The 17055-nt window shown below is 64.8% G+C and carries 22 protein-coding genes; 18 read left to right on the top strand and 4 right to left on the bottom strand.

Going from position 1 to position 17055, the window contains the following annotated elements; all coding sequences use genetic code 11:
* The first annotated feature begins 93 nt into the window (after window positions 1-93).
* The 3 genes from AC3WOS_RS05260 (at window position 94) to AC3WOS_RS05250 (ending at window position 2271) form a co-directional block, all read left to right on the top strand.
* Window positions 94-1263 carry a PilT/PilU family type 4a pilus ATPase gene (locus AC3WOS_RS05260; RefSeq protein WP_492714800.1) on the top strand — a complete coding sequence of 390 codons (1170 nt, stop codon included), beginning with the start codon at window positions 94-96 and terminating at the stop codon, window positions 1261-1263.
* A 91-nt stretch (window positions 1264-1354) separates the two neighbouring features.
* A complete protein-coding gene (locus AC3WOS_RS05255) occupies window positions 1355-1831 on the top strand; it encodes an adenylyltransferase/cytidyltransferase family protein (protein ID WP_492714799.1) in 477 nt (158 codons plus the stop codon).
* Window positions 1828-2271 carry a MarR family winged helix-turn-helix transcriptional regulator gene (locus AC3WOS_RS05250; RefSeq protein WP_492714798.1) on the top strand — a complete coding sequence of 148 codons (444 nt, stop codon included), beginning with the start codon at window positions 1828-1830 and terminating at the stop codon, window positions 2269-2271. The genes AC3WOS_RS05255 and AC3WOS_RS05250 overlap by 4 nt, the downstream gene beginning before the upstream one ends.
* Before the next feature lie 19 nt (window positions 2272-2290).
* Here the strand turns inward: AC3WOS_RS05250 and AC3WOS_RS05245 are convergent, their stop codons facing one another.
* The 3 genes from AC3WOS_RS05245 to AC3WOS_RS05235 all read right to left on the bottom strand — a co-directional run bounded on the left by AC3WOS_RS05245 (window position 2291) and on the right by AC3WOS_RS05235 (window position 4340).
* Entirely contained in the window at window positions 2291-2761 is a 471-nt protein-coding gene (locus tag AC3WOS_RS05245; RefSeq protein ID WP_492714797.1) for an acyl-CoA thioesterase, read from the bottom strand.
* Window positions 2762-3043: 282 nt separating this feature from the next.
* Entirely contained in the window at window positions 3044-3514 is a 471-nt protein-coding gene (gene trmL, locus AC3WOS_RS05240; RefSeq protein WP_492714796.1) for a tRNA (uridine(34)/cytosine(34)/5-carboxymethylaminomethyluridine(34)-2'-O)-methyltransferase TrmL, read from the bottom strand.
* Window positions 3515-3533: 19 nt separating this feature from the next.
* Complete coding sequence (locus AC3WOS_RS05235; RefSeq protein ID WP_492714795.1) at window positions 3534-4340, bottom strand: ComF family protein; 807 nt, start codon at window positions 4338-4340, stop codon at window positions 3534-3536.
* Window positions 4341-4406: 66 nt separating this feature from the next.
* Here AC3WOS_RS05235 and AC3WOS_RS05230 point away from each other — a divergent pair, with 66 nt between their 5' ends.
* The 7 genes from AC3WOS_RS05230 to AC3WOS_RS05200 all read left to right on the top strand — a co-directional run bounded on the left by AC3WOS_RS05230 (window position 4407) and on the right by AC3WOS_RS05200 (window position 10515).
* Complete coding sequence (locus AC3WOS_RS05230) at window positions 4407-5330, top strand: methyltransferase domain-containing protein (RefSeq protein WP_492714794.1); 924 nt, start codon at window positions 4407-4409, stop codon at window positions 5328-5330.
* A 490-nt stretch (window positions 5331-5820) separates the two neighbouring features.
* Complete coding sequence (gene coxB / locus AC3WOS_RS05225; protein WP_492714793.1) at window positions 5821-7044, top strand: cytochrome c oxidase subunit II; 1224 nt, start codon at window positions 5821-5823, stop codon at window positions 7042-7044.
* Window positions 7045-7057: 13 nt separating this feature from the next.
* Window positions 7058-8653 (top strand): cytochrome c oxidase subunit I, encoded by a 1596-nt coding sequence (gene ctaD / locus AC3WOS_RS05220; protein WP_492714792.1) that lies wholly within the window; start codon window positions 7058-7060, stop codon window positions 8651-8653.
* Between the two features lie 67 nt (window positions 8654-8720).
* Window positions 8721-8828, top strand: a complete 108-nt coding sequence (locus AC3WOS_RS05215) for a cytochrome oxidase small assembly protein (RefSeq protein ID WP_492714791.1) — start codon at window positions 8721-8723, stop codon at window positions 8826-8828.
* Between the two features lie 7 nt (window positions 8829-8835).
* Window positions 8836-9387, top strand: coding sequence for a cytochrome c oxidase assembly protein (locus AC3WOS_RS05210; protein WP_492714789.1), 552 nt, complete (start codon window positions 8836-8838; stop codon window positions 9385-9387).
* 14 nt (window positions 9388-9401) lie between these two features.
* Window positions 9402-9614 carry a DUF2970 domain-containing protein gene (locus AC3WOS_RS05205; protein ID WP_492714788.1) on the top strand — a complete coding sequence of 71 codons (213 nt, stop codon included), beginning with the start codon at window positions 9402-9404 and terminating at the stop codon, window positions 9612-9614.
* 40 nt (window positions 9615-9654) lie between these two features.
* Window positions 9655-10515: a cytochrome c oxidase subunit 3 gene (locus AC3WOS_RS05200; RefSeq protein WP_492714787.1), complete on the top strand. Its 861-nt coding sequence runs from the start codon at window positions 9655-9657 to the stop codon at window positions 10513-10515.
* A gap of 108 nt (window positions 10516-10623) precedes the next feature.
* Here the strand turns inward: AC3WOS_RS05200 and AC3WOS_RS05195 are convergent, their stop codons facing one another.
* Complete coding sequence (locus AC3WOS_RS05195; RefSeq protein ID WP_492714786.1) at window positions 10624-10824, bottom strand: twin transmembrane helix small protein; 201 nt, start codon at window positions 10822-10824, stop codon at window positions 10624-10626.
* Window positions 10825-10864: 40 nt separating this feature from the next.
* Here AC3WOS_RS05195 and AC3WOS_RS05190 point away from each other — a divergent pair, with 40 nt between their 5' ends.
* The 8 genes from AC3WOS_RS05190 to AC3WOS_RS05155 all read left to right on the top strand — a co-directional run bounded on the left by AC3WOS_RS05190 (window position 10865) and on the right by AC3WOS_RS05155 (window position 17052).
* Window positions 10865-11620 (top strand): SURF1 family protein, encoded by a 756-nt coding sequence (locus tag AC3WOS_RS05190; RefSeq protein ID WP_492714785.1) that lies wholly within the window; start codon window positions 10865-10867, stop codon window positions 11618-11620.
* Window positions 11610-12242 carry an SCO family protein gene (locus AC3WOS_RS05185; RefSeq protein ID WP_492714783.1) on the top strand — a complete coding sequence of 211 codons (633 nt, stop codon included), beginning with the start codon at window positions 11610-11612 and terminating at the stop codon, window positions 12240-12242. Before AC3WOS_RS05190 ends, AC3WOS_RS05185 begins: the two co-directional genes overlap by 11 nt.
* Before the next feature lie 6 nt (window positions 12243-12248).
* Entirely contained in the window at window positions 12249-13412 is a 1164-nt protein-coding gene (locus tag AC3WOS_RS05180; RefSeq protein WP_492714782.1) for a COX15/CtaA family protein, read from the top strand.
* Complete coding sequence (gene cyoE / locus AC3WOS_RS05175) at window positions 13412-14305, top strand: heme o synthase (RefSeq protein ID WP_492714781.1); 894 nt, start codon at window positions 13412-13414, stop codon at window positions 14303-14305. The genes AC3WOS_RS05180 and cyoE overlap by 1 nt, the downstream gene beginning before the upstream one ends.
* A gap of 21 nt (window positions 14306-14326) precedes the next feature.
* Window positions 14327-14926 carry an SCO family protein gene (locus AC3WOS_RS05170; RefSeq protein WP_492714780.1) on the top strand — a complete coding sequence of 200 codons (600 nt, stop codon included), beginning with the start codon at window positions 14327-14329 and terminating at the stop codon, window positions 14924-14926.
* A 55-nt stretch (window positions 14927-14981) separates the two neighbouring features.
* Window positions 14982-16034: an AI-2E family transporter gene (locus AC3WOS_RS05165; RefSeq protein WP_492714779.1), complete on the top strand. Its 1053-nt coding sequence runs from the start codon at window positions 14982-14984 to the stop codon at window positions 16032-16034.
* 88 nt (window positions 16035-16122) lie between these two features.
* The gene (locus AC3WOS_RS05160) at window positions 16123-16536 is read left to right on the top strand and encodes a GNAT family N-acetyltransferase (RefSeq protein WP_492714778.1); all 414 of its coding nucleotides are present in this window, start codon (window positions 16123-16125) and stop codon (window positions 16534-16536) included.
* Window positions 16537-16665: 129 nt separating this feature from the next.
* Window positions 16666-17052 (top strand): hypothetical protein, encoded by a 387-nt coding sequence (locus AC3WOS_RS05155; protein WP_492714777.1) that lies wholly within the window; start codon window positions 16666-16668, stop codon window positions 17050-17052.
* Window positions 17053-17055 lie beyond the last annotated feature (3 nt).

Genomic DNA, 17055 nt, shown 5'->3' with positions numbered 1-17055 from the left:
GCTGTCCCATTTAGGAAAAACGGTGGCGGCGGCCGCTGCCGATATAATGTTGCGCACGGCCGTTACGCTGCACCGACTGATTGAAAGGTTCGCATGTCCTCCACTTTTGGCCCTGAAGAGGCCCAGGCCTACCTCCACAAGCTGCTGAAGGTAATGCACCACACGGGCGGCTCCGATTTGTTCATTTCCGCCGACTTTCCGCCCAGCATGAAGTCGCAGGGCGCCATGAAGCCGCTCAGCCAGCAAAAGCTCAGCGGACCCATCACGCGCGCGCTGGCCCTGTCCATCATGAACGAGAAGCAGCGCACCGAGTTCGAGGCTGAGCTCGAGTGCAACTTCGCCATTTCACTGCCGGACGTGTGCCGCTTCCGCGTCAACGTGTTCGTGCAGCAGCAGAACGTGGCCATGGTGATCCGCACCATCGCGTCCGAGATCCCCACCTTCGAAAAGCTGGACCTGCCCGACATCCTCAAGGAAGTCATCATGACCAAGCGCGGGCTGGTGCTGGTGGTGGGCGGCACGGGCTCGGGCAAGTCGACCACGCTGGCGGCCATGATCGACTACCGCAACGCCAACTCGGCCGGCCACATCATCACGGTGGAAGACCCGGTCGAATATGTGCACAAGAACAAGAGTTGCCTGATCACCCACCGCGAAGTGGGGGTCGACACGCTGTCCTGGCACAACGCGCTCAAGAACACGCTGCGCCAGGCGCCGGACGTGATCCTGATCGGCGAGATCCGCGACACGGAAACCATGGAACACGCCATCGCCTTCGCCGAAACGGGGCACCTGTGCCTGGGCACGCTGCACGCGAACAACTCGAACCAGACCATGGACCGCATTATCAACTTTTTCCCGGAAGAGCGGCGCAACCAACTGCTGATGGACCTGTCGTCCAACCTGCGCGCCATCGTCTCGCAGCGCCTGGTGCGCACGGAAGACGGCAAGGGGCGCAAGGCGGCCATCGAAATCCTGCTCAACACGCCGACCATCGCCGAGATGATCTTCAAGGGCAATTTCCAGTCGATCAAGGAAATCATGCACAAGTCGCGCGAACTGGGCATGTGCACCTTCGACCAGGCCCTGTACGAACTTTATAATAAGGGCTTTATCGGCTACGAGGAAGCGATACGCAACGCCGACTCGGCCAACGGCCTGCGGCTCCAGATCAAGCTGCGCGGCGACCGCCACGGCGGCCAGGCGGCCTCCGGCGGGGGCGAACTGAGCATGCAGGTGGACGACGAGGAAGAGGACGAGTAAGCCAGTCCGGCGGCCGGCGCCGCCGTCCGCAACAGCAGAACGCAGCAAGCGGCGGCTCCCGGCCGCCGCATCACCCAACCAGATATTTGCCATGCCCCTTTTTGAAGACAAGATTTGCACCCGTGAACAACTGGCCGCGCGCGTGGCCGCGCTGCCCAAGCCCGTGGTCCTGACCAACGGCGTATTCGATATTCTGCACCGCGGCCACGTGACCTATCTGGCGCAGGCGCGTGCGCTGGGCGCTTCGCTGGTGGTGGCGGCCAACACGGACGCCTCCGTCAAGCGCCTGGGCAAGGGCGACGACAGGCCCCTCAACAGCTGCGCCGACCGCATGGCCGTGCTGGCCGCGCTGGAGTCCGTCAGTCTGGTGGTGGACTTCGACGAGGATACGGCCTTGCAAGTGGTGCTGGAAGCGCGTCCCGAGATCTACGCCAAGGGCGGCGACTACGACATGGGGGCCATTCCGGAAGGGCAGGCCGTGCTGGCCTACGGCGGCCAGGCGATTGCCATCGACTTCGAGCACGACCGGTCGACCACCAAGCTGCTGAACAAGGTGCGCCAGGCATGAAATCGCCGTCGTCGCCGCACGGCACGCAGGCATGGCTATCGACCGTGCGTGCCTACAACCTGTGCGAGACGGTGGTCAGCCGGCGGCTGGCCGAGATCCAGCTGCGGGTGGGCGACCTGGAAGTGCTGGCCACGCTGGCTACCCGGCCCGGCCTGAGCCAGCGCGAGCTGGCGGCCCGCTGCTTCATCACCAAGAGCGGGGTGAGCATGCTGCTGACGCAAATGGAAGAGCGGGGCCTCGTCGTGCGCGGCACCGACGCGGACGACGCCCGCACCAAGCGCCTGACCCTGACGGCCGCCGGCATGGCGCTGGCGGAACAGGCCATGCAGATACAGGCCGAGGTGGTGAAAGCCATGGTGGCCGGGTCTTCGGAGGCGGAAATCGCCACCATCGGCCGCGTGATGGAGCGCGTGTCGGCCCGGCTGGAGGCGCTGCTGTAGTCAACGCAGCAGTCGCTGTTCAGGCGCGGGCATCCTGGCTGGCCTGCAGGGCCGCGATCACCACGTGGGGCGCGACCACGCCCTGCTTGCCCACCAACAGTCCTTTCGACGTGCCCTCGGCGATGAGTTTGTCGCCGATGGTGAAGCGGTGCGTCATGAAGAAATGGCGCTCGTCCCAGTGCGTCAATTCCATGGTCGCCTTGAAGCGGCGGAACACGCCCAATTCCTTGCGGTACTTCATCGTATGTTCCGCGATGACGGGCATCCAGCCATGCTTGACCATCAGCCGCGCCAGGCCGGAGCGGATGAACAGGTCGACCCGGTTCAGGTCGCACAGCGTCAGGTAGCGGCCGTTGTTGACGTGCAGGTTGATGTCCAGGTCATTGGGCATGGTCATCAACGCCAGTTCGCTGGTGGCCGGGCCCACGGGCAGGCGCGGGCGGAACAGCGTGGTGATCAGCACATAGAACAGCCGGATAAACAGATTCATGGAATGGGCTCCGCAAAGGTAACTGAATTTGGTTCGAGTTTGAACAGTATAGTTCAAATTTGAACTATGTGCGCGCGCGTTCGGATGTGTGCAGCTTTTGCTTGGTCTGGTGGTGTCGCATCGGCAGGCGGATGCACTGGGCCGTAGGGACTATGCGCGCAGAGTCGGGCCCAGGCCTCGCGTAAGTGGCGCAAGGACGCAAAAAATAGGGTTCTTCACGGATTAGCGGGAGACGGCGCGAGGCTTCAAGTACCGGGTTAAATTGCCAGCAGGTCTATCTCGTCAGGCCCCGCCCGCGTAGCCGTTCTGGCGCCACGCTTCGAACACGACCACGGCCACCGTGTTCGACAGGTTCAGGCTGCGGTTGTCGGGCCGCATCGGCAGGCGGATGCGCTGGGCCGGCGGGAACGACTCGCGCAGGGCCGGGTCCAGGCCGCGCGTTTCGGAACCGAACACGAACACGTCGCCGGGCCGGAACGTGGCGTCGGCGAACGGCGAGGAACCATGCGTGGTCATGGCGAACATGCGGGCCGGGTCGGGCTGCACGGCGGCCAGGAAGGCGTCCCAGTTCGGGTGTACTTGCATCTGCGCGTACTCGTGGTAATCGAGGCCGGCGCGTTTCATTTTCGAGTCTTCCAGCGGGAAGCCCAGCGGTTCGATCAGGTGCAGCTGGGCGCCCGTGTTGGCGCACAGGCGGATCACGTTGCCCGTGTTGGGCGGGATTTCCGGGTTGACGAGGACGACGTGGAACAAAGTGCTTCTCCTAAAAAAATCAATGGGGCGGTGTGCGGGCGAACACCAGGTTGCTCACGCGCGCGGCGCCGTAACGCTTGAAGGTGGCGGCCAGTTCATTCAAGGTCTGGCCGCTGGTCATGACGTCGTCGACGATGCCGATGTGGCGGCCCTCGACCAGCGCCGGGTCCGCGATGGCGAAGGCATGGGCCACGTTGCGGCCGCGCTGGTCGGGCGCGACGCTGCTCTGGGCCTGCGTGTCGTGCACGCGGCAGGCCAGGCGCGGCACCAGCGTCACGCCCAGCGCCCGCGCCAGGGGACGGGCGATTTCCAGCGCCTGGTTGAAGCCCCGCTCCGCCAGCCGCCGCGGCCCCAGCGGCACCGGGCACAGCACGGCGGGCAGCACGCAGTCCGGCTGCTGCAGCACGGCGTCGCGCAGCAGGCGGGCGAACAGGGCGGCGTGCGCCAGCCGGTGGCCGAATTTTAACTGCAACACCAGCTGGTCCAGCGGCATGGCGTAATCGGCCGCCACCACGGTGGCGTCGAAGGCGGGCGGCTGCAGCAGGCAGCCGGCGCACAGGCCGGACCCGGCCCCGGCACCGGCCGGCAGGGGATTGGCGCATTGGCGGCAGCGCAGCGTCATGCCACGGCAGCCGATACCGCTGGCGCCAGCGCTGCCGAAAAATTGGGCAGTGCAGGGCATGCACAGCGTTTCCGCGCAGGCGACGCCGCACAGGGCGCAGGACGTGGGCAGCAGGCCGTGCAGCAGGGCCGTGCCGGCCCGGCGCAGCAGCGCGCGGGCGCTGGCCGGCGGCGGACGGCGCGGCAGTGGCGGGGCGGTCGGCATCGCGTTTGGCTTCAACCATGTACACTGCCGACATTATCGCATCTTCATCGCCTCCTATTCAGAACCATGCAAGTGCCTGCCAATCCGCCCAAACTGAGCGCGCCCATAGACCTGGCCCGCGTGCGCGCCGCCTTTGCCCACCCCCAGCGGGTGCAACCGTCCGACTTCCTGCGGCGCGAAATTTCGTCGCGCATGCATGACAGGCTGGGCCTGATCAAGCTGTCGCCCCAGCGCGTGCTCGACGCCGGCTGCGGCGAGGGCGCCGATCTGGCGGCCCTGCAGAAAGCCTATCCGGCGGCCCAGATCGTGGGGGTGGATGCGGCCGAGGCCATGGTGGGCGCGGCCCGCACGCCCGCCTCGCGGCTCGGCTCCATCAACCAGTTGCTGAGCAAGCTGTTGCCGGCCAAGACGGGGGTGGACCTGGTATGCGGCGATTTCGCGGCGCTGCCGCTGGGGCCGGGCGCCGTCAACCTGGTCTGGTCCAACCTGGCCTTGCACTGGCATCCGCAGCCGGACCGCGTGTTCGCCGAGTGGCGCCGGGTGCTCAAGGTCGATGGCTTGCTGATGTTTTCCTGCTTCGGTCCCGATACGTTCAAGGAAGTGCGGGCCGCGTTCGCGGCGGCCGACGGCGCGCCCCATGCGCTGCCGTTCGTCGACATGCACGACTTTGGCGACCAGCTGGTGGAGGCGGGCTTTTCCACGCCGGTGCTGGACATGGAGGTCATTACCGTCACCTACGATACGCCGCAAGCCCTGCTGGCCGACGTGCGGGCCTGGGGCGGCAATCCGCTGGACACGCGCCGGCGCGGCCTGATGGGGCGCCAGGCCTGGGCCCGCGCGCTTGCCGCGCTGGAACGGGGCCGCCGCAGCGACGGCAAGCTGGGCCTGACGTTCGAGATTATCTACGGCCACGCCTTCCGTCCGGCGCCGCGCGTGACGTCCAAGGGCGAGGCCATCATCCGCTTCGATTTGCCGCGCAAGCCGCGCTGAACGGCTGCATGTCGCGAGAGCAGAGGAGGCGGGGCGCGGCGCGCCCGCGCCCCGCTGGCGTCGCCGCCGCGCGCATCGCGCAATGTTTTGCCTTCCCGGCAACGCCGGCCGGCCGCTTCAAATGCACTTCTTACTCACGCCGCGCACAACAATGGTGCGCCGCTCCTATGACAAATTGGTTTTTTTCTTGATGGATGTCATTGTTGTTCTATATAATCGTTGACTAATTTTGTCATGACTTGACATCGCCAACCAGATATAGGCGACGCAGGGAGGCGAAGAGTAATTGCTAGTGCAGGCCGGGCAACTGATAGTAATATCGGGTACGCTTGGCGAAATATCAAGGTCCCGCCGGATCATCGCCCGCAGCATTTCGCAGGCGGCGCCGGCATGGGGCCTGTAGGTGTTTAAGGAGCGGCGGCGGTTCAACTCATCGAATCTCTACGCCGTTATAAAAAAATATTTCTATTTTTTGGTGGTTGGGGAAAACATGAAACATGCAAAGCGACTTCAATCGTTGATGCTCGGGCTGCTGATGACAGCCGCGGGCATGCCGGCGTGGGCGGCCGACGCCCCGGTGGCGGCCGGCACCTATACGGCAGCAACGGGCGGTACCGGCGGGCCCATGGTGCGCGAACTGAACCTGCAAGCACCGGCAACGCAGATCGCGACCGAAGTCTATAGCCTGCACACCTGGATGATGGTGATCTGCATGGTGATTTTCGTCGCCGTGTTCGGCGTGATGTTCTATTCGATCATCAAGCACCGCAAGTCGCTGGGCCACAAGCCAGCCACCTTCCATGAATCGACGGCCGTCGAAATCGCCTGGACCGTCGTGCCCTTCCTGATCGTGATCGGCATGGCGCTGCCCGCCACCCGCACCGTGGTCGGCATGAAAGACACCTCCAACGCCGACATCACCATCAAGGCCACCGGCATGCAGTGGAAATGGGGCTACGACTACCTGAAAGGCGAGGGCCAGGGCATTTCCTTCCTGTCCAACCTGTCCACCCCGCGCTCGCAAGTGGGCGCGCCCGGCGTGGCGCCGACCGAGCCGCGCGGCGAGAACTACCTGATTGAAGTCGACAACGAAGTGGTGGTGCCGGTCAACAAGAAGATCCGCATCGTCACCACCGCCAACGACGTGATCCACGCCTGGTCCATCCCCGCCTTCGCCGTCAAGCAGGACGCCATCCCCGGTTTCGTGCGCGACACCTGGTTCAAGGCCGAGCATACGGGCACCTACCGCGGCAACTGCGCCGAACTGTGCGGCAAGGAACACGCCTTCATGCCCATCGTCGTCAAGGTCGTGACGGAAGACGAGTACAAGGTCTGGGTCGACGGCAAGCTCAAGGAAATGGCCGCCCAGGCGGAAGACCCGAGCAAGGTCTGGACCATCGATGAACTGAAGACCAAGGGCGAAAAAGTGTACGCCACCAACTGCGTCGTGTGCCACCAGGCCAACGGCAAGGGCTTGCCGAACGCGTTCGCCGCGCTGGACGGCTCGCCCGTCGTCAACGGCGCCAAGGCTGACCAGATCCACGTTCTGCTGAACGGCAAGAAGAGTGGCAAGTTCCCGGGCGAAATGCCAGCGTGGAAACAACTGTCGGATACGGAGCTTGCGGCTGTCATCACCTACACCCGCAACAACTGGTCGAACAAGGCCGCCGAAAACATCGTTCAACCAGCCGAAGTCCTGGCTGCACGCAAGTAATTAGGGGATTTACATGAGCACAAGCACTCTGGATCACGCACACGATCACGCCCACGATCACGCGCACGACCATCCGCACGGTCTGTCGCGCTGGCTGTTTGCCACCAACCACAAGGATATCGGTACCCTGTACCTGTGGTTCTCGTTCATCATGCTGCTGTCGGGCGGCGTGTTGGCCCTGATGATACGCACCGAGCTGTTCAAGCCCGGCCTGCAGTTCTTCCAGCCTGAATTCTTCAACCAGCTCACCACCATGCACGGCCTGGTGATGGTGTTCGGCGCCATCATGCCGGCCTTCGTCGGCTTCGCCAACTGGATGATCCCGCTGCAGATCGGCGCCTCCGACATGGCGTTCGCCCGCATGAACAACTTCTCGTTCTGGCTGCTGCCACCGGCCGCCATCCTGCTGGCGTCGTCGTTCTTCGTGCCGGGCGGCGCCACCGCCGCCGGCTGGACCCTGTACGCGCCGCTGTCGAGCCAGATGGGCATCGGCATGGACATGGGTATCTTCGCCATGCACCTGATGGGCGCCTCGTCCATCATGGGTTCGATCAACATCATCGTCACCATCCTCAACATGCGCGCGCCCGGCATGACGCTGATGAAGATGCCGATGTTCTGCTGGACCTGGCTGATCACGGCCTACCTGCTGATCGCCGTCATGCCCGTGCTGGCCGGCGCCATCACCATGACCCTGACCGACCGTCACTTCGGCACCTCGTTCTTCAACGCAGCCGGCGGCGGCGACCCCGTCATGTACCAGCACATCTTCTGGTTCTTCGGCCACCCCGAGGTCTACATCATGATCCTGCCGGCGTTCGGCATCGTGTCCCAGATCCTGCCGGCCTTCGCCCGCAAGCCCCTGTTCGGCTACGCCTCGATGGTGTACGCCACCGCTTCGATCGCCATCCTGTCGTTCATCGTGTGGGCCCACCACATGTTTACCACCGGCATGCCGGTAACGTCGCAGCTGTTCTTCATGTACGCCACCATGCTGATCGCCGTGCCGACCGGTGTGAAGGTGTTCAACTGGATCGCCACCATGTGGAAGGGTTCCATGACGTTCGAGACGCCGATGCTGTTCGCCGTCGGCTTCATCTTCGTGTTCACCATGGGCGGCTTCACCGGCCTGATCCTGGCCGTGACCCCGATCGACATCCAGCTGCAGGACACCTATTATGTGGTGGCCCACTTCCACTACGTGCTGGTGGCCGGCTCGCTGTTCGCCCTGTTCGCCGGTTTCTACTACTGGTCGCCGAAATGGACCGGCCATATGTACAACGAAACCATGGGCAAGCTGCACTTCTGGCTGTCGCTGATCACGTTTAACATCACCTTCTTCCCGATGCACTTCCTGGGCCTGGCCGGCATGCCGCGCCGCTACGCCGACTATCCGGCGCAGTTCACGGACTTCAACATGATCGCCTCCATCGGCGCCTTCGGTTTCGGCCTGTCGCAGGTGTTCTTCCTGTTCTGCGTGGTGCTGCCCACCATCCGCGGCGGCAAGAAGGCGGAAGCCAAGCCATGGGATGGCGCGGAAGGCCTGGAATGGACCGTGCCTAGCCCGGCCCCGTTCCACACCTTCGAAACGCCGCCGACCGTCAAGTAATGGCAAGGGCGGGCCGCCAGCCGGCGGTCCGCCAACGAACGATGCAACGATGAATGAGTTGGCAACCATGTCCCAAGCGAACAAACCGAACAATGTGAAGACCGGCCTGATCCTGGCCACCGTGGCACTGGTGTTTTTCGTGTCCGTGTTCGTCAAGCACATCTGGCTGAGCTGACATGGCCATGGACCGGGAAACCCGCGGCCTGAACCGGCAACTGCTGGGCAAGCTGCTCGTCATCGCCGTCATGATGTTCGGTTTCGGCTATGCGCTGGTGCCCGTCTACAAGCAGATCTGCGAAGCGCTGGGGATCAACGTGCTGACCCAGAAGGATGGCACGGTGGCGCTGGACCAGAACACCCAGGTCGACCTGAGCCGCACCGTCACCGTGGAATTCGACGGCAACGCCCAGGGCCCGTGGCGCTTCCGTCCCGTGGTGGCCAGCCTGAAGGTGCACCCGGGCGAACTGCAGACGGTGCTGTATGAAGTGGTCAACACCCAGCCCCGCACGGTGCAGGCGCAGGCCATTCCCAGCTATGCGCCGCAAAGCGCCATGCCGCACTTCAAGAAGGTGGAATGCTTCTGTTTCAAGCAGCAGACCCTGAAGGCGAACGAGGCGCGCCAGATGCCGGTGGTGTTCTTCATCGATCCGGCCCTGCCCAGGGATGTGAAGACGATCACGCTGTCGTACACGTTTTTTGAAATCGCCGGCCTGGACAAGACGGCCGCCAAGTGAACAAGGTAAGCGCCATGGATGAAGCAAAGAAACCGCAGCAGCAGGCCTCGTTCCTGTACTCGATGAAGGCGGTGTTCTGGTCGTTCTTCGGTTTGCGCCGCAAGAGCGATTTCGACGCCGATTCCGCCAAGTTGAATCCGGTGCACGTCATCATCGCCGGCCTGATCGGGGTAGCCCTGTTCATCACGTTGCTGATATCGATCGTTAAATTTGTCGTTTTAAAATAAAAGTAGCATTCTCGAATACAGTTGATTTAGGGAGATGAAGATGAGTTCACAAAACGCCTCGGCACCGTACTACTTCGTGCCTGGTCCATCCAAGTGGCCATTGCTGGCCGGCCTGTCGCTGTTGCTGACCATGGTGGGCGCGTCCGCCTGGGTCAACGATGTCTCGTGGGGCCCGGCGCTCAACATGATCGGCCTGGTGGGCATTATCGCCGTGCTGTATTTCTGGTTCGGCGACGCCATCAGCGAATCGGAAAAAGGCCTGTACAGCCAGCGCATCGACCACTCGTACCGCTGGTCGATGAGCTGGTTCATCTTCTCGGAGGTGATGTTCTTCGGCGCCTTCTTCGGCGCCCTGTTCTATGCCCGCAGCATCTCCATGCCGTGGCTGGGCGACCTGGACCACAAGATCCTGTGGCCTGACTTCGCGGCCCACTGGGGCAACACGGGGCCGGCCGGCACCATCCAGGAATTCAAGACCATGGGGCCGTTCCCCATCCCGACCCTGAACACGGCGCTGCTGCTGACCTCGGGCCTGACGCTGACCATCTCGCACCACGCGCTGCGCGCCGGCCACCGCGCCCAGACCGCGTTCTGGCTGTTCGCCACCATCCTGCTGGGCGCGACCTTCATGGGCTTCCAGGCCTTCGAGTACATGCACGCATACAGCGAGCTGAACCTGAAGCTGACCTCGGGCATCTACGGTTCCACCTTCTTCATGCTGACCGGCTTCCACGGCTTCCACGTGACCATGGGCGCCATCATGCTGTCGGTGGTGCTGTACCGCGTACTGAAGGGCCACTTCACGCCCGACCACCACTTCGCCTTCGAAGGCGCGGCCTGGTACTGGCACTTCGTGGACGTGGTCTGGCTGGGCCTGTACGTCGTCGTCTACTGGCTGTAAGAGAGCGCTATAATTCGCGGCAACCCAGCCGCGAAGCTGAAAAAGCCGCATGCGGGGAAGTCCCCGATGCGGCTTTTTTCGTAACAGAAGGGGGCGAAGGGCGGCGGCTTAGCGGATGCCGGTGGGCTGGATGTAACCGAGCTTGTAGCCGAGCAGTATCAGCAGGAACAACGTGATCGACAGGCCCACCCGCATGGCCAGCGCCCGCACCGTGTTGTTGCTTTTGCCTTTGTCGCGCATCAGGTAGAACAGGGCCGAGCCCAGGCTGCCGATAATCAGGATGAAGGCGATGGCAACGGCAATTTTCATGGCGTGGTAGGCAGGAAATAGAATTAAGGCACCCATTGTAATGCGTATCGCCTTCCGGTTTACACTTATCCCGTTCGCGGCCACCGTGCTGGTGGCGGCGCTCGGCATCGCCCTGGGCAATTGGCAGGAACGGCGCGCGGCCGAGAAGCTGGTGCTGCAGGCGCAGCTGGCCCAGGGGGCCGCGGCCGCGCCCCTGCAGCTCGATGGCCGGCCGCTGGCGCCGGCCGCCGTGGCATTTCGCCGGGTACGGGTGCAGGGCCGCTTCGTGCAGGAATGGCCGCTGTACCTGGACAACCGCCCCTACCAGGGCCGGGCCGGTTTTTATGTGCTGATGCCGTTCCGGATCGCCGGCACGGCCAGCCATGTGCTGGTGGCGCGCGGCTGGCTGCCGCGCGACCCGGTCCAGCGCGACCGGCTGCCCGTCTATGCCACGCCGGCCGGCACCGTCACGCTGGAAGGCGTGGCGCGCCTGAACGCAGGCCACGTGATGCAGCTGGGCGCGGCGCCCGCGCTGCGTCCGGGCGCCATCGTGCAGAACGCGGACGCGGCCCAGGTGGCGGCCGACAGCGGGCTGGCGCTGGCGCCGTTCATCGTCGAACAGACCGGCGCCGCCGGCCCGGACGACGCGGCCCTGGTGCGCGACTGGCCGGCGCCGGCGCTGGGCGTGGACAAACATCGCGGCTACGCCTTCCAGTGGTATGCACTGGCGGCGATGGCCATCATCTTCTTTGCATGGAATGGATACCGACGTGGAAAAGGCAGTGGACAAAGCAATGGACAAAGCAATGGACAATAACGCAGGCCAGGCCGACCCGGCCGCGCAGCGCACGGCGCGCGGGCGCTGGAAGCTGCTGGCCGTGCTGGCCGTGTGCGCGGCGCCCCTGGTCGCCTCCTACTTCACCTATTACTTCATCAAACCGAGCGGACGCACCAACTACGGCGACCTGATCGACCCGCGCCAGTATCCCATCCCCGCCATGGCCAGCACCACGCTGGACGGCAAACCAGCCACGCTGGAGGACTACAAGGGCAAATGGATCATGCTCAAGGTGGGGCCGTCGGACTGCCAGCAGGATTGCCAGGACCAGCTGTTCGCCATGCGCCAGCTGCGCACCATGCAGGGCAAGGAAATGGAGCGCATCGAGCGGGTCTGGCTCATCACCGACAACGCGCCGCTCGAGACCATGCTGCTGCGCGTGAACGACGGCACCCGCATGCTGCGCGCGCCGGCCGACGTGGTGGCCAAGTGGCTGCCGCCGGGCACGGACGGCCCCCTGGCCGACCACGTGTTCCTGATCGACCCGCTGGGCAACCTGATGATGCGCTTCCCGGCCCACGCCGTCTCGTCCGACATCGATAAAATGGCCAAGGTGAAGAAGGACCTGGCCAGGCTGCTCAAAGCCTCCGCCATAGGTTGAACCGCCATGCACGCCGCCACCTTGCCCCAAATGGCCATCACCGCGCTGCTGGTGGCCCTGCTGCCGCTGTCCATCGTCTGGACCTCGTCCGACACCAGCAAGTACCGCAAGCTGGTGTGGGTGTGCGTGTTCCTGACGTTCGATCTGATCGTGTTCGGCGCCTTCACCCGTTTGACCGACTCCGGCCTGGGCTGCCCCGACTGGCCCGGCTGCTACGGCACGGCCAACCCCTTCCTGGCCCATGCGCAGATCCAGGCGGCCGAGGCCTTGCTGCCCACCGGTCCCGTGACGGTGGCCAAGGCCTGGATCGAGATGATCCACCGCTATCTGGCCATGGCGATCGGGGTGCTGATCGTGGCCATGGTGGTGCAATCGTGGCGCCACTGGCTGCGCGACCGCAGCCGCGCCGAATACGCGCCGGCCCTGCCCACGGCGCTGCTGCTGTTCGTCTGCCTGCAGGGCGCGTTCGGCGCCTGGACCGTCACCCTCAAGCTGCAGCCCGTCATCGTCACCACCCACCTGCTGCTGGGCATGGGCCTGCTGGCGCTGCTCACCTGGTATGGCGGACGCCAGGACCAGCTGATCGCGCCCGTCAAGATCGTGACCGGTTCGCCGCCGGCCATGCGCAACATCCGCCTGCTGGCCGCGCTGTCGGGCGTGCTGCTGCTGATGCAGCTGGCCCTGGGCGGCTGGGTCAGTACCAACTACGCCACGCTGGCCTGCACCGACTTCCCCCTGTGCGGCGGCAAGCTGGTGCCGGAGATGGACTTCGCGCACGGCTACACGCTGTGGCGCGAACTGGGCAAGACGGCCGCCGGCCACTACCTGCCGTTTTCCGCGCTGACGGCCATCCACTGGGTGCACCGCAACTTCGCCTTCGTGGTGGCGCTGGTGGCCGGCTACACGGCCTGGCGGGCCTGGGGCCACACGGCCCTGCACCAGACGGCGCGCACCATCGCCGTGGTGCTGGTGCTGCAGCTGTGCAGCGGCATCGCCACCATCTTCCTCAACTATCCGCTGGCCATCGCCGTGCTGCACAACGCCGGGGCGGCGCTGCTGGTGCTGCTGCTGACCATGTTAAACTACCGGGCTAAGTTCCAATTCGAGATTGCGCAGAAGGCAGCCGCCAGCGCCGTATTCCCGCAAGCCACCGCTGCCAGACACCACTAATGACGACCCAGACCGCAACCCATAAATCCAGCAACCGCATCGCTCAATACTGGGCGCTGACCAAGCCCCGCGTCACCCAGCTGGCCGTGTTCTGCGCCGTGATCGGCATGTTCCTGGCCGCCGACGGCCTGCCCGACTGGCGCGTGGTGGTGGCCGCCACCTTCGGCATCTGGCTGCTGGCCGGCGCCGCGTTCGCCGTCAACTGCCTGGCCGAGCGCGAGATCGACGCCCGCATGGCGCGCACGGCGCGCCGCCCGATGGCCACCGGTGAGCTGAGTGTGACCCAGACCGTGCTGTTCTCGGCCATCATCGGCGGCGCCGGCATGTGGGTACTGTACGCGCTGGTCAACCCGCTCACCATGTGGCTGACCTTCGTCACTTTCGTCGGTTACGCCGTGATCTACACCATGATATTGAAGCCGGCCACGCCGCAGAACATCGTCATCGGCGGCCTGTCCGGCGCCATGCCGCCGGCGCTGGGCTGGGCCGCCGTCGCCAACGACGTGCCGATGCAGGCCTGGCTGCTGGTATTGATCATCTTCGTCTGGACCCCGCCGCACTTCTGGGCGCTGGCCATGTACCGCCGCGACGACTACGCCAAGTCCGGCCTGCCCATGCTGCCCGTCACGCACGGCCTGCCGTTCACCCAGTTCCACGTGTGGCTGTATTCGATCGCGCTGGCCGCCACCACCTTGCTGCCGTTCGCCGTCCACATGAGCGGCTTGATCTACCTGGCCTGCGCCGTGGTACTGAACGCCATCTTCCTGCGCCACGCCTGGAAGATCTACCGCCATTACACCGACCTGGTGGCCCGCAAGGCCTTCACCTGGTCCATCATCTACCTGTCGCTGCTGTTCGCCGCGCTGCTGGTGGACCACTACATCAAGCTGTAATTGAAGCTCCAATCACACACCATGAAAAAACTGTTAGCCCTGTTGACACTGGCCATACTGGCGGCCGGTCCCCTGGCCGGTTGCGGCGAAAAGCCGGCCCTGCCCAAGGTGGAATTCAAGAACACCGACCTGACCGGCCTCGATTACGCGCGCGACTTTTCCCTGACCGACCACACGGGCAAGCCCCGCAAGCTGGCCGACTTCAAGGGCAAGGCCGTGGTGATGTTCTTTGGCTATACCCAGTGCCCGGACGTGTGCCCGACCACGATGGCCGAAATGGAGAGCGTGATGCAGGCGCTCGGCCCCCTGTCGGACCAGGTGCAGGTGCTGTTCGTCACCGTCGATCCCGAGCGTGACACCCAGGCCCTGCTGGCCCAGTACGTGCCGGCGTTCGACAAGCGCTTCATCGGCCTGTACGGCACGCCGGAACAGACGGCCGCCGTGGCCAAGGAATTCAAGGTGTTCTACGCCAAGGTGCCGGGCAAGACCAAGGACAGCTACACGGTCGACCACACGGCCGGCAGCTACGTGTTCGACAAGAGCGGCAAGCTGCGCCTGTTCGTGCGCCACGGCCTCGGTCCCGAACCGATCGTGCATGACCTCAAGCTGCTGCTGAACTGAGCCTGACATTGGGGGCGCCGCGGCGCGGCCCACCGTCCAACCAACCGGGGATTGCATGGAGCAGCGCTTCCAACCCTACACCCGCCTGGCGGCCGTCGTGCTGCTGATCCTGGGCTGCCTGATCGTATTGCGCCCCTTCCTGGCCGCCATCCTGTTCGCGGCCGCCATCGCCATCTCCAGCTGGCCCCTGTACCTGCGCCTGCTGCACCGCATGCACCAGCGCCGCACGCTGGCCGCCGCCCTGATGACCGTCTCGCTGACGCTGGTGATCCTGGTGCCGCTGGCGCTGGTGGCCTGGAGCGTGGCCGACAACGCGGCCAGCTATTTCGACCAGGTGCGCGCCGCCATCGACGACGGTACCATCGTCCCGCCCGCGTGGCTCAAGCAGCTGCCGCTGGTGGGCGAGCAGGCCGACGCCTATTTGCGCAAGCTGGTGGCCAGCCGCGAGGAACTGATTGCGCTGGCCCAGCGCCTGCTGGAGCCGGCGCGCCGGCTGCTGCTGGGCGGCAGCCTGGTGCTGGGGCGGGGCGTGGCCCAGGTCAGCCTGGCCGTCTTCGTCTGCTTCTTCCTGTACCGCGACGGCCACGCCATCGTGGCCATGGTCCGCAGCGGCATGGAAAAACTGATCGGCGCGCAGGGCGCGGCCGTGGCCGACACCGTGGGCCGCACCGTGCGGGGCGTGATGTACGGCCTGCTGGGCACCGCCTTGGCGCAGGCCGGGGTGGCCGCCATCGGCCTGGCGCTGGCCGGGGTGCCGGCGGTGGCGCTGCTGTCGATCGCCACCTTCTTGCTGTCGCTGATCCCCGTGGGGCCGCCGCTGATCTGGGGCGGGGCCGCCATCTGGCTGTTCAACGAGGGCCATACGGGATGGGGCGTGTTCATGCTGGTGTGGGGCTTTTTCGCCATCAGCGGCGTGGACAACGTGGTCAAGCCCATGCTCATCAGCCGCGGCAGCAGCCTGCCGTTCATCCTGGTGCTGCTCGGCGTGATGGGCGGCGTGCTGGCGTTCGGCTTCGTCGGCCTGTTCATCGGCCCCACGCTATTGGCCGTGGCCCTGGGGCTGTTGCGGCACTGGGGAGCGGCGGGGCAGGAAGACGGCGTCGCCTGAGGCGTGTGCCGCACCCATTCCATGGTTGCGATGTGCGGGCTTGGCAGGCTATGATAAGTTGATTGAAACTTAACATGCACTGAGCAACATGGACATCACCTTTTGCACTGAATTGCCGCCCGCGCCATCGTTCAAGCATCTCTACGACACGACCGGTTGGGGACCGCTTGAGCGCGACGCGGCGTTTTATGCGGACGCGCTGCGCGGCTCGTGGGCGTGTGTTGCGGCCTATGACGGCGACCAGCTGGTGGCATTCGCCCGCGCGATTTCCGACGGCCGCCTGCATGCCTTCATCACCGAGATGATCGTGGCCCCGGCCTACCAGGGGCGCCGGATTGGTGAGCAGCTGCTTGCGCAACTGGTGGCACGCTGCCATGCGGCCGGCGTGCGCGACATCCAGCTCTTTTGCGCGAAGGGCAAGTCGGACTTCTATCTGAAATGCGGATTTTCCAGGCGCCCGGACGATGCGCCGGGCATGCAATACACGGGTGACGCCACCTGATGATGGGCGCCGGCGCCTGCTGCCATCGCCGATTCGTTCTGACCTGGCCAGGCGCGGCCAGACTTGTCGGGAGAAATACAGGGAGGCAGCAGGTTGCCATTCTTGATCTGAAAACAAAGGAGCATCGCTATGCGTCGGGAATTTTTCAGTGTGAAGTTATGGACGGTGATCTTTGCGATCGCATTGCATTGCGCGCTGCCGGCACGGGCCGAGGAGCCCGTGGCGGTATTGGCGCCGGCGCAGCAATCCGAACTGGCCGGCAAGCTGGTGGCAGGTTCCCCGTGGCGCTTTGAAACGAAGTACGAAGACACGCTCTTCACGTTCCGCCTGACCGAGGACGGGAAATTGCAGCGCCAGTCCTCGCACAACCAGAGCTGGAGCGACTTGCCGGTGACGGAGCAGCGCGCATCCTACCGTACCCAGAACGGTTATACGGTCACGTTCATGCTGGATGCGGCTGGCACTCCGGTGGCGTACCACTCCAAGCACACGGCAACGTTCAAGTCCGTCAAATAGCGA

This window comes from Rugamonas sp. FW305-51, from assembly GCF_058786935.1.
This window is presented reverse-complemented; position numbering and strand designations above follow the sequence as displayed.

Bases quoted from the DNA above. Each gene is read 5' to 3' on its own strand.
- AC3WOS_RS05205 (WP_492714788.1), top strand. From the start codon at position 9,402: ATGGATGAAGCAAAGAAACCGCAGCAGCAGGCCTCGTTCCTGTACTCG.
- AC3WOS_RS05235 (WP_492714795.1), bottom strand. From the start codon at position 4,340: ATGCCGACCGCCCCGCCACTGCCGCGCCGTCCGCCGCCGGCCAGCGCC.
- AC3WOS_RS05250 (WP_492714798.1), top strand. From the start codon at position 1,828: ATGAAATCGCCGTCGTCGCCGCACGGCACGCAGGCATGGCTATCGACC.
- coxB (WP_492714793.1), top strand. From the start codon at position 5,821: ATGAAACATGCAAAGCGACTTCAATCGTTGATGCTCGGGCTGCTGATG.
- AC3WOS_RS05245 (WP_492714797.1), bottom strand. From the start codon at position 2,761: ATGAATCTGTTTATCCGGCTGTTCTATGTGCTGATCACCACGCTGTTC.
- AC3WOS_RS05230 (WP_492714794.1), top strand. From the start codon at position 4,407: ATGCAAGTGCCTGCCAATCCGCCCAAACTGAGCGCGCCCATAGACCTG.
- AC3WOS_RS05165 (WP_492714779.1), top strand. From the start codon at position 14,982: ATGGAGCAGCGCTTCCAACCCTACACCCGCCTGGCGGCCGTCGTGCTG.
- AC3WOS_RS05170 (WP_492714780.1), top strand. From the start codon at position 14,327: ATGAAAAAACTGTTAGCCCTGTTGACACTGGCCATACTGGCGGCCGGT.
- AC3WOS_RS05185 (WP_492714783.1), top strand. From the start codon at position 11,610: ATGGACAATAACGCAGGCCAGGCCGACCCGGCCGCGCAGCGCACGGCG.
- AC3WOS_RS05210 (WP_492714789.1), top strand. From the start codon at position 8,836: ATGGACCGGGAAACCCGCGGCCTGAACCGGCAACTGCTGGGCAAGCTG.
- AC3WOS_RS05260 (WP_492714800.1), top strand. From the start codon at position 94: ATGTCCTCCACTTTTGGCCCTGAAGAGGCCCAGGCCTACCTCCACAAG.
- AC3WOS_RS05155 (WP_492714777.1), top strand. From the start codon at position 16,666: ATGCGTCGGGAATTTTTCAGTGTGAAGTTATGGACGGTGATCTTTGCG.
- AC3WOS_RS05160 (WP_492714778.1), top strand. From the start codon at position 16,123: ATGGACATCACCTTTTGCACTGAATTGCCGCCCGCGCCATCGTTCAAG.
- AC3WOS_RS05215 (WP_492714791.1), top strand. From the start codon at position 8,721: ATGTCCCAAGCGAACAAACCGAACAATGTGAAGACCGGCCTGATCCTG.
- AC3WOS_RS05180 (WP_492714782.1), top strand. From the start codon at position 12,249: ATGCACGCCGCCACCTTGCCCCAAATGGCCATCACCGCGCTGCTGGTG.
- cyoE (WP_492714781.1), top strand. From the start codon at position 13,412: ATGACGACCCAGACCGCAACCCATAAATCCAGCAACCGCATCGCTCAA.
- AC3WOS_RS05255 (WP_492714799.1), top strand. From the start codon at position 1,355: ATGCCCCTTTTTGAAGACAAGATTTGCACCCGTGAACAACTGGCCGCG.
- AC3WOS_RS05195 (WP_492714786.1), bottom strand. From the start codon at position 10,824: ATGAAAATTGCCGTTGCCATCGCCTTCATCCTGATTATCGGCAGCCTG.
- AC3WOS_RS05190 (WP_492714785.1), top strand. From the start codon at position 10,865: ATGCGTATCGCCTTCCGGTTTACACTTATCCCGTTCGCGGCCACCGTG.
- ctaD (WP_492714792.1), top strand. From the start codon at position 7,058: ATGAGCACAAGCACTCTGGATCACGCACACGATCACGCCCACGATCAC.
- AC3WOS_RS05200 (WP_492714787.1), top strand. From the start codon at position 9,655: ATGAGTTCACAAAACGCCTCGGCACCGTACTACTTCGTGCCTGGTCCA.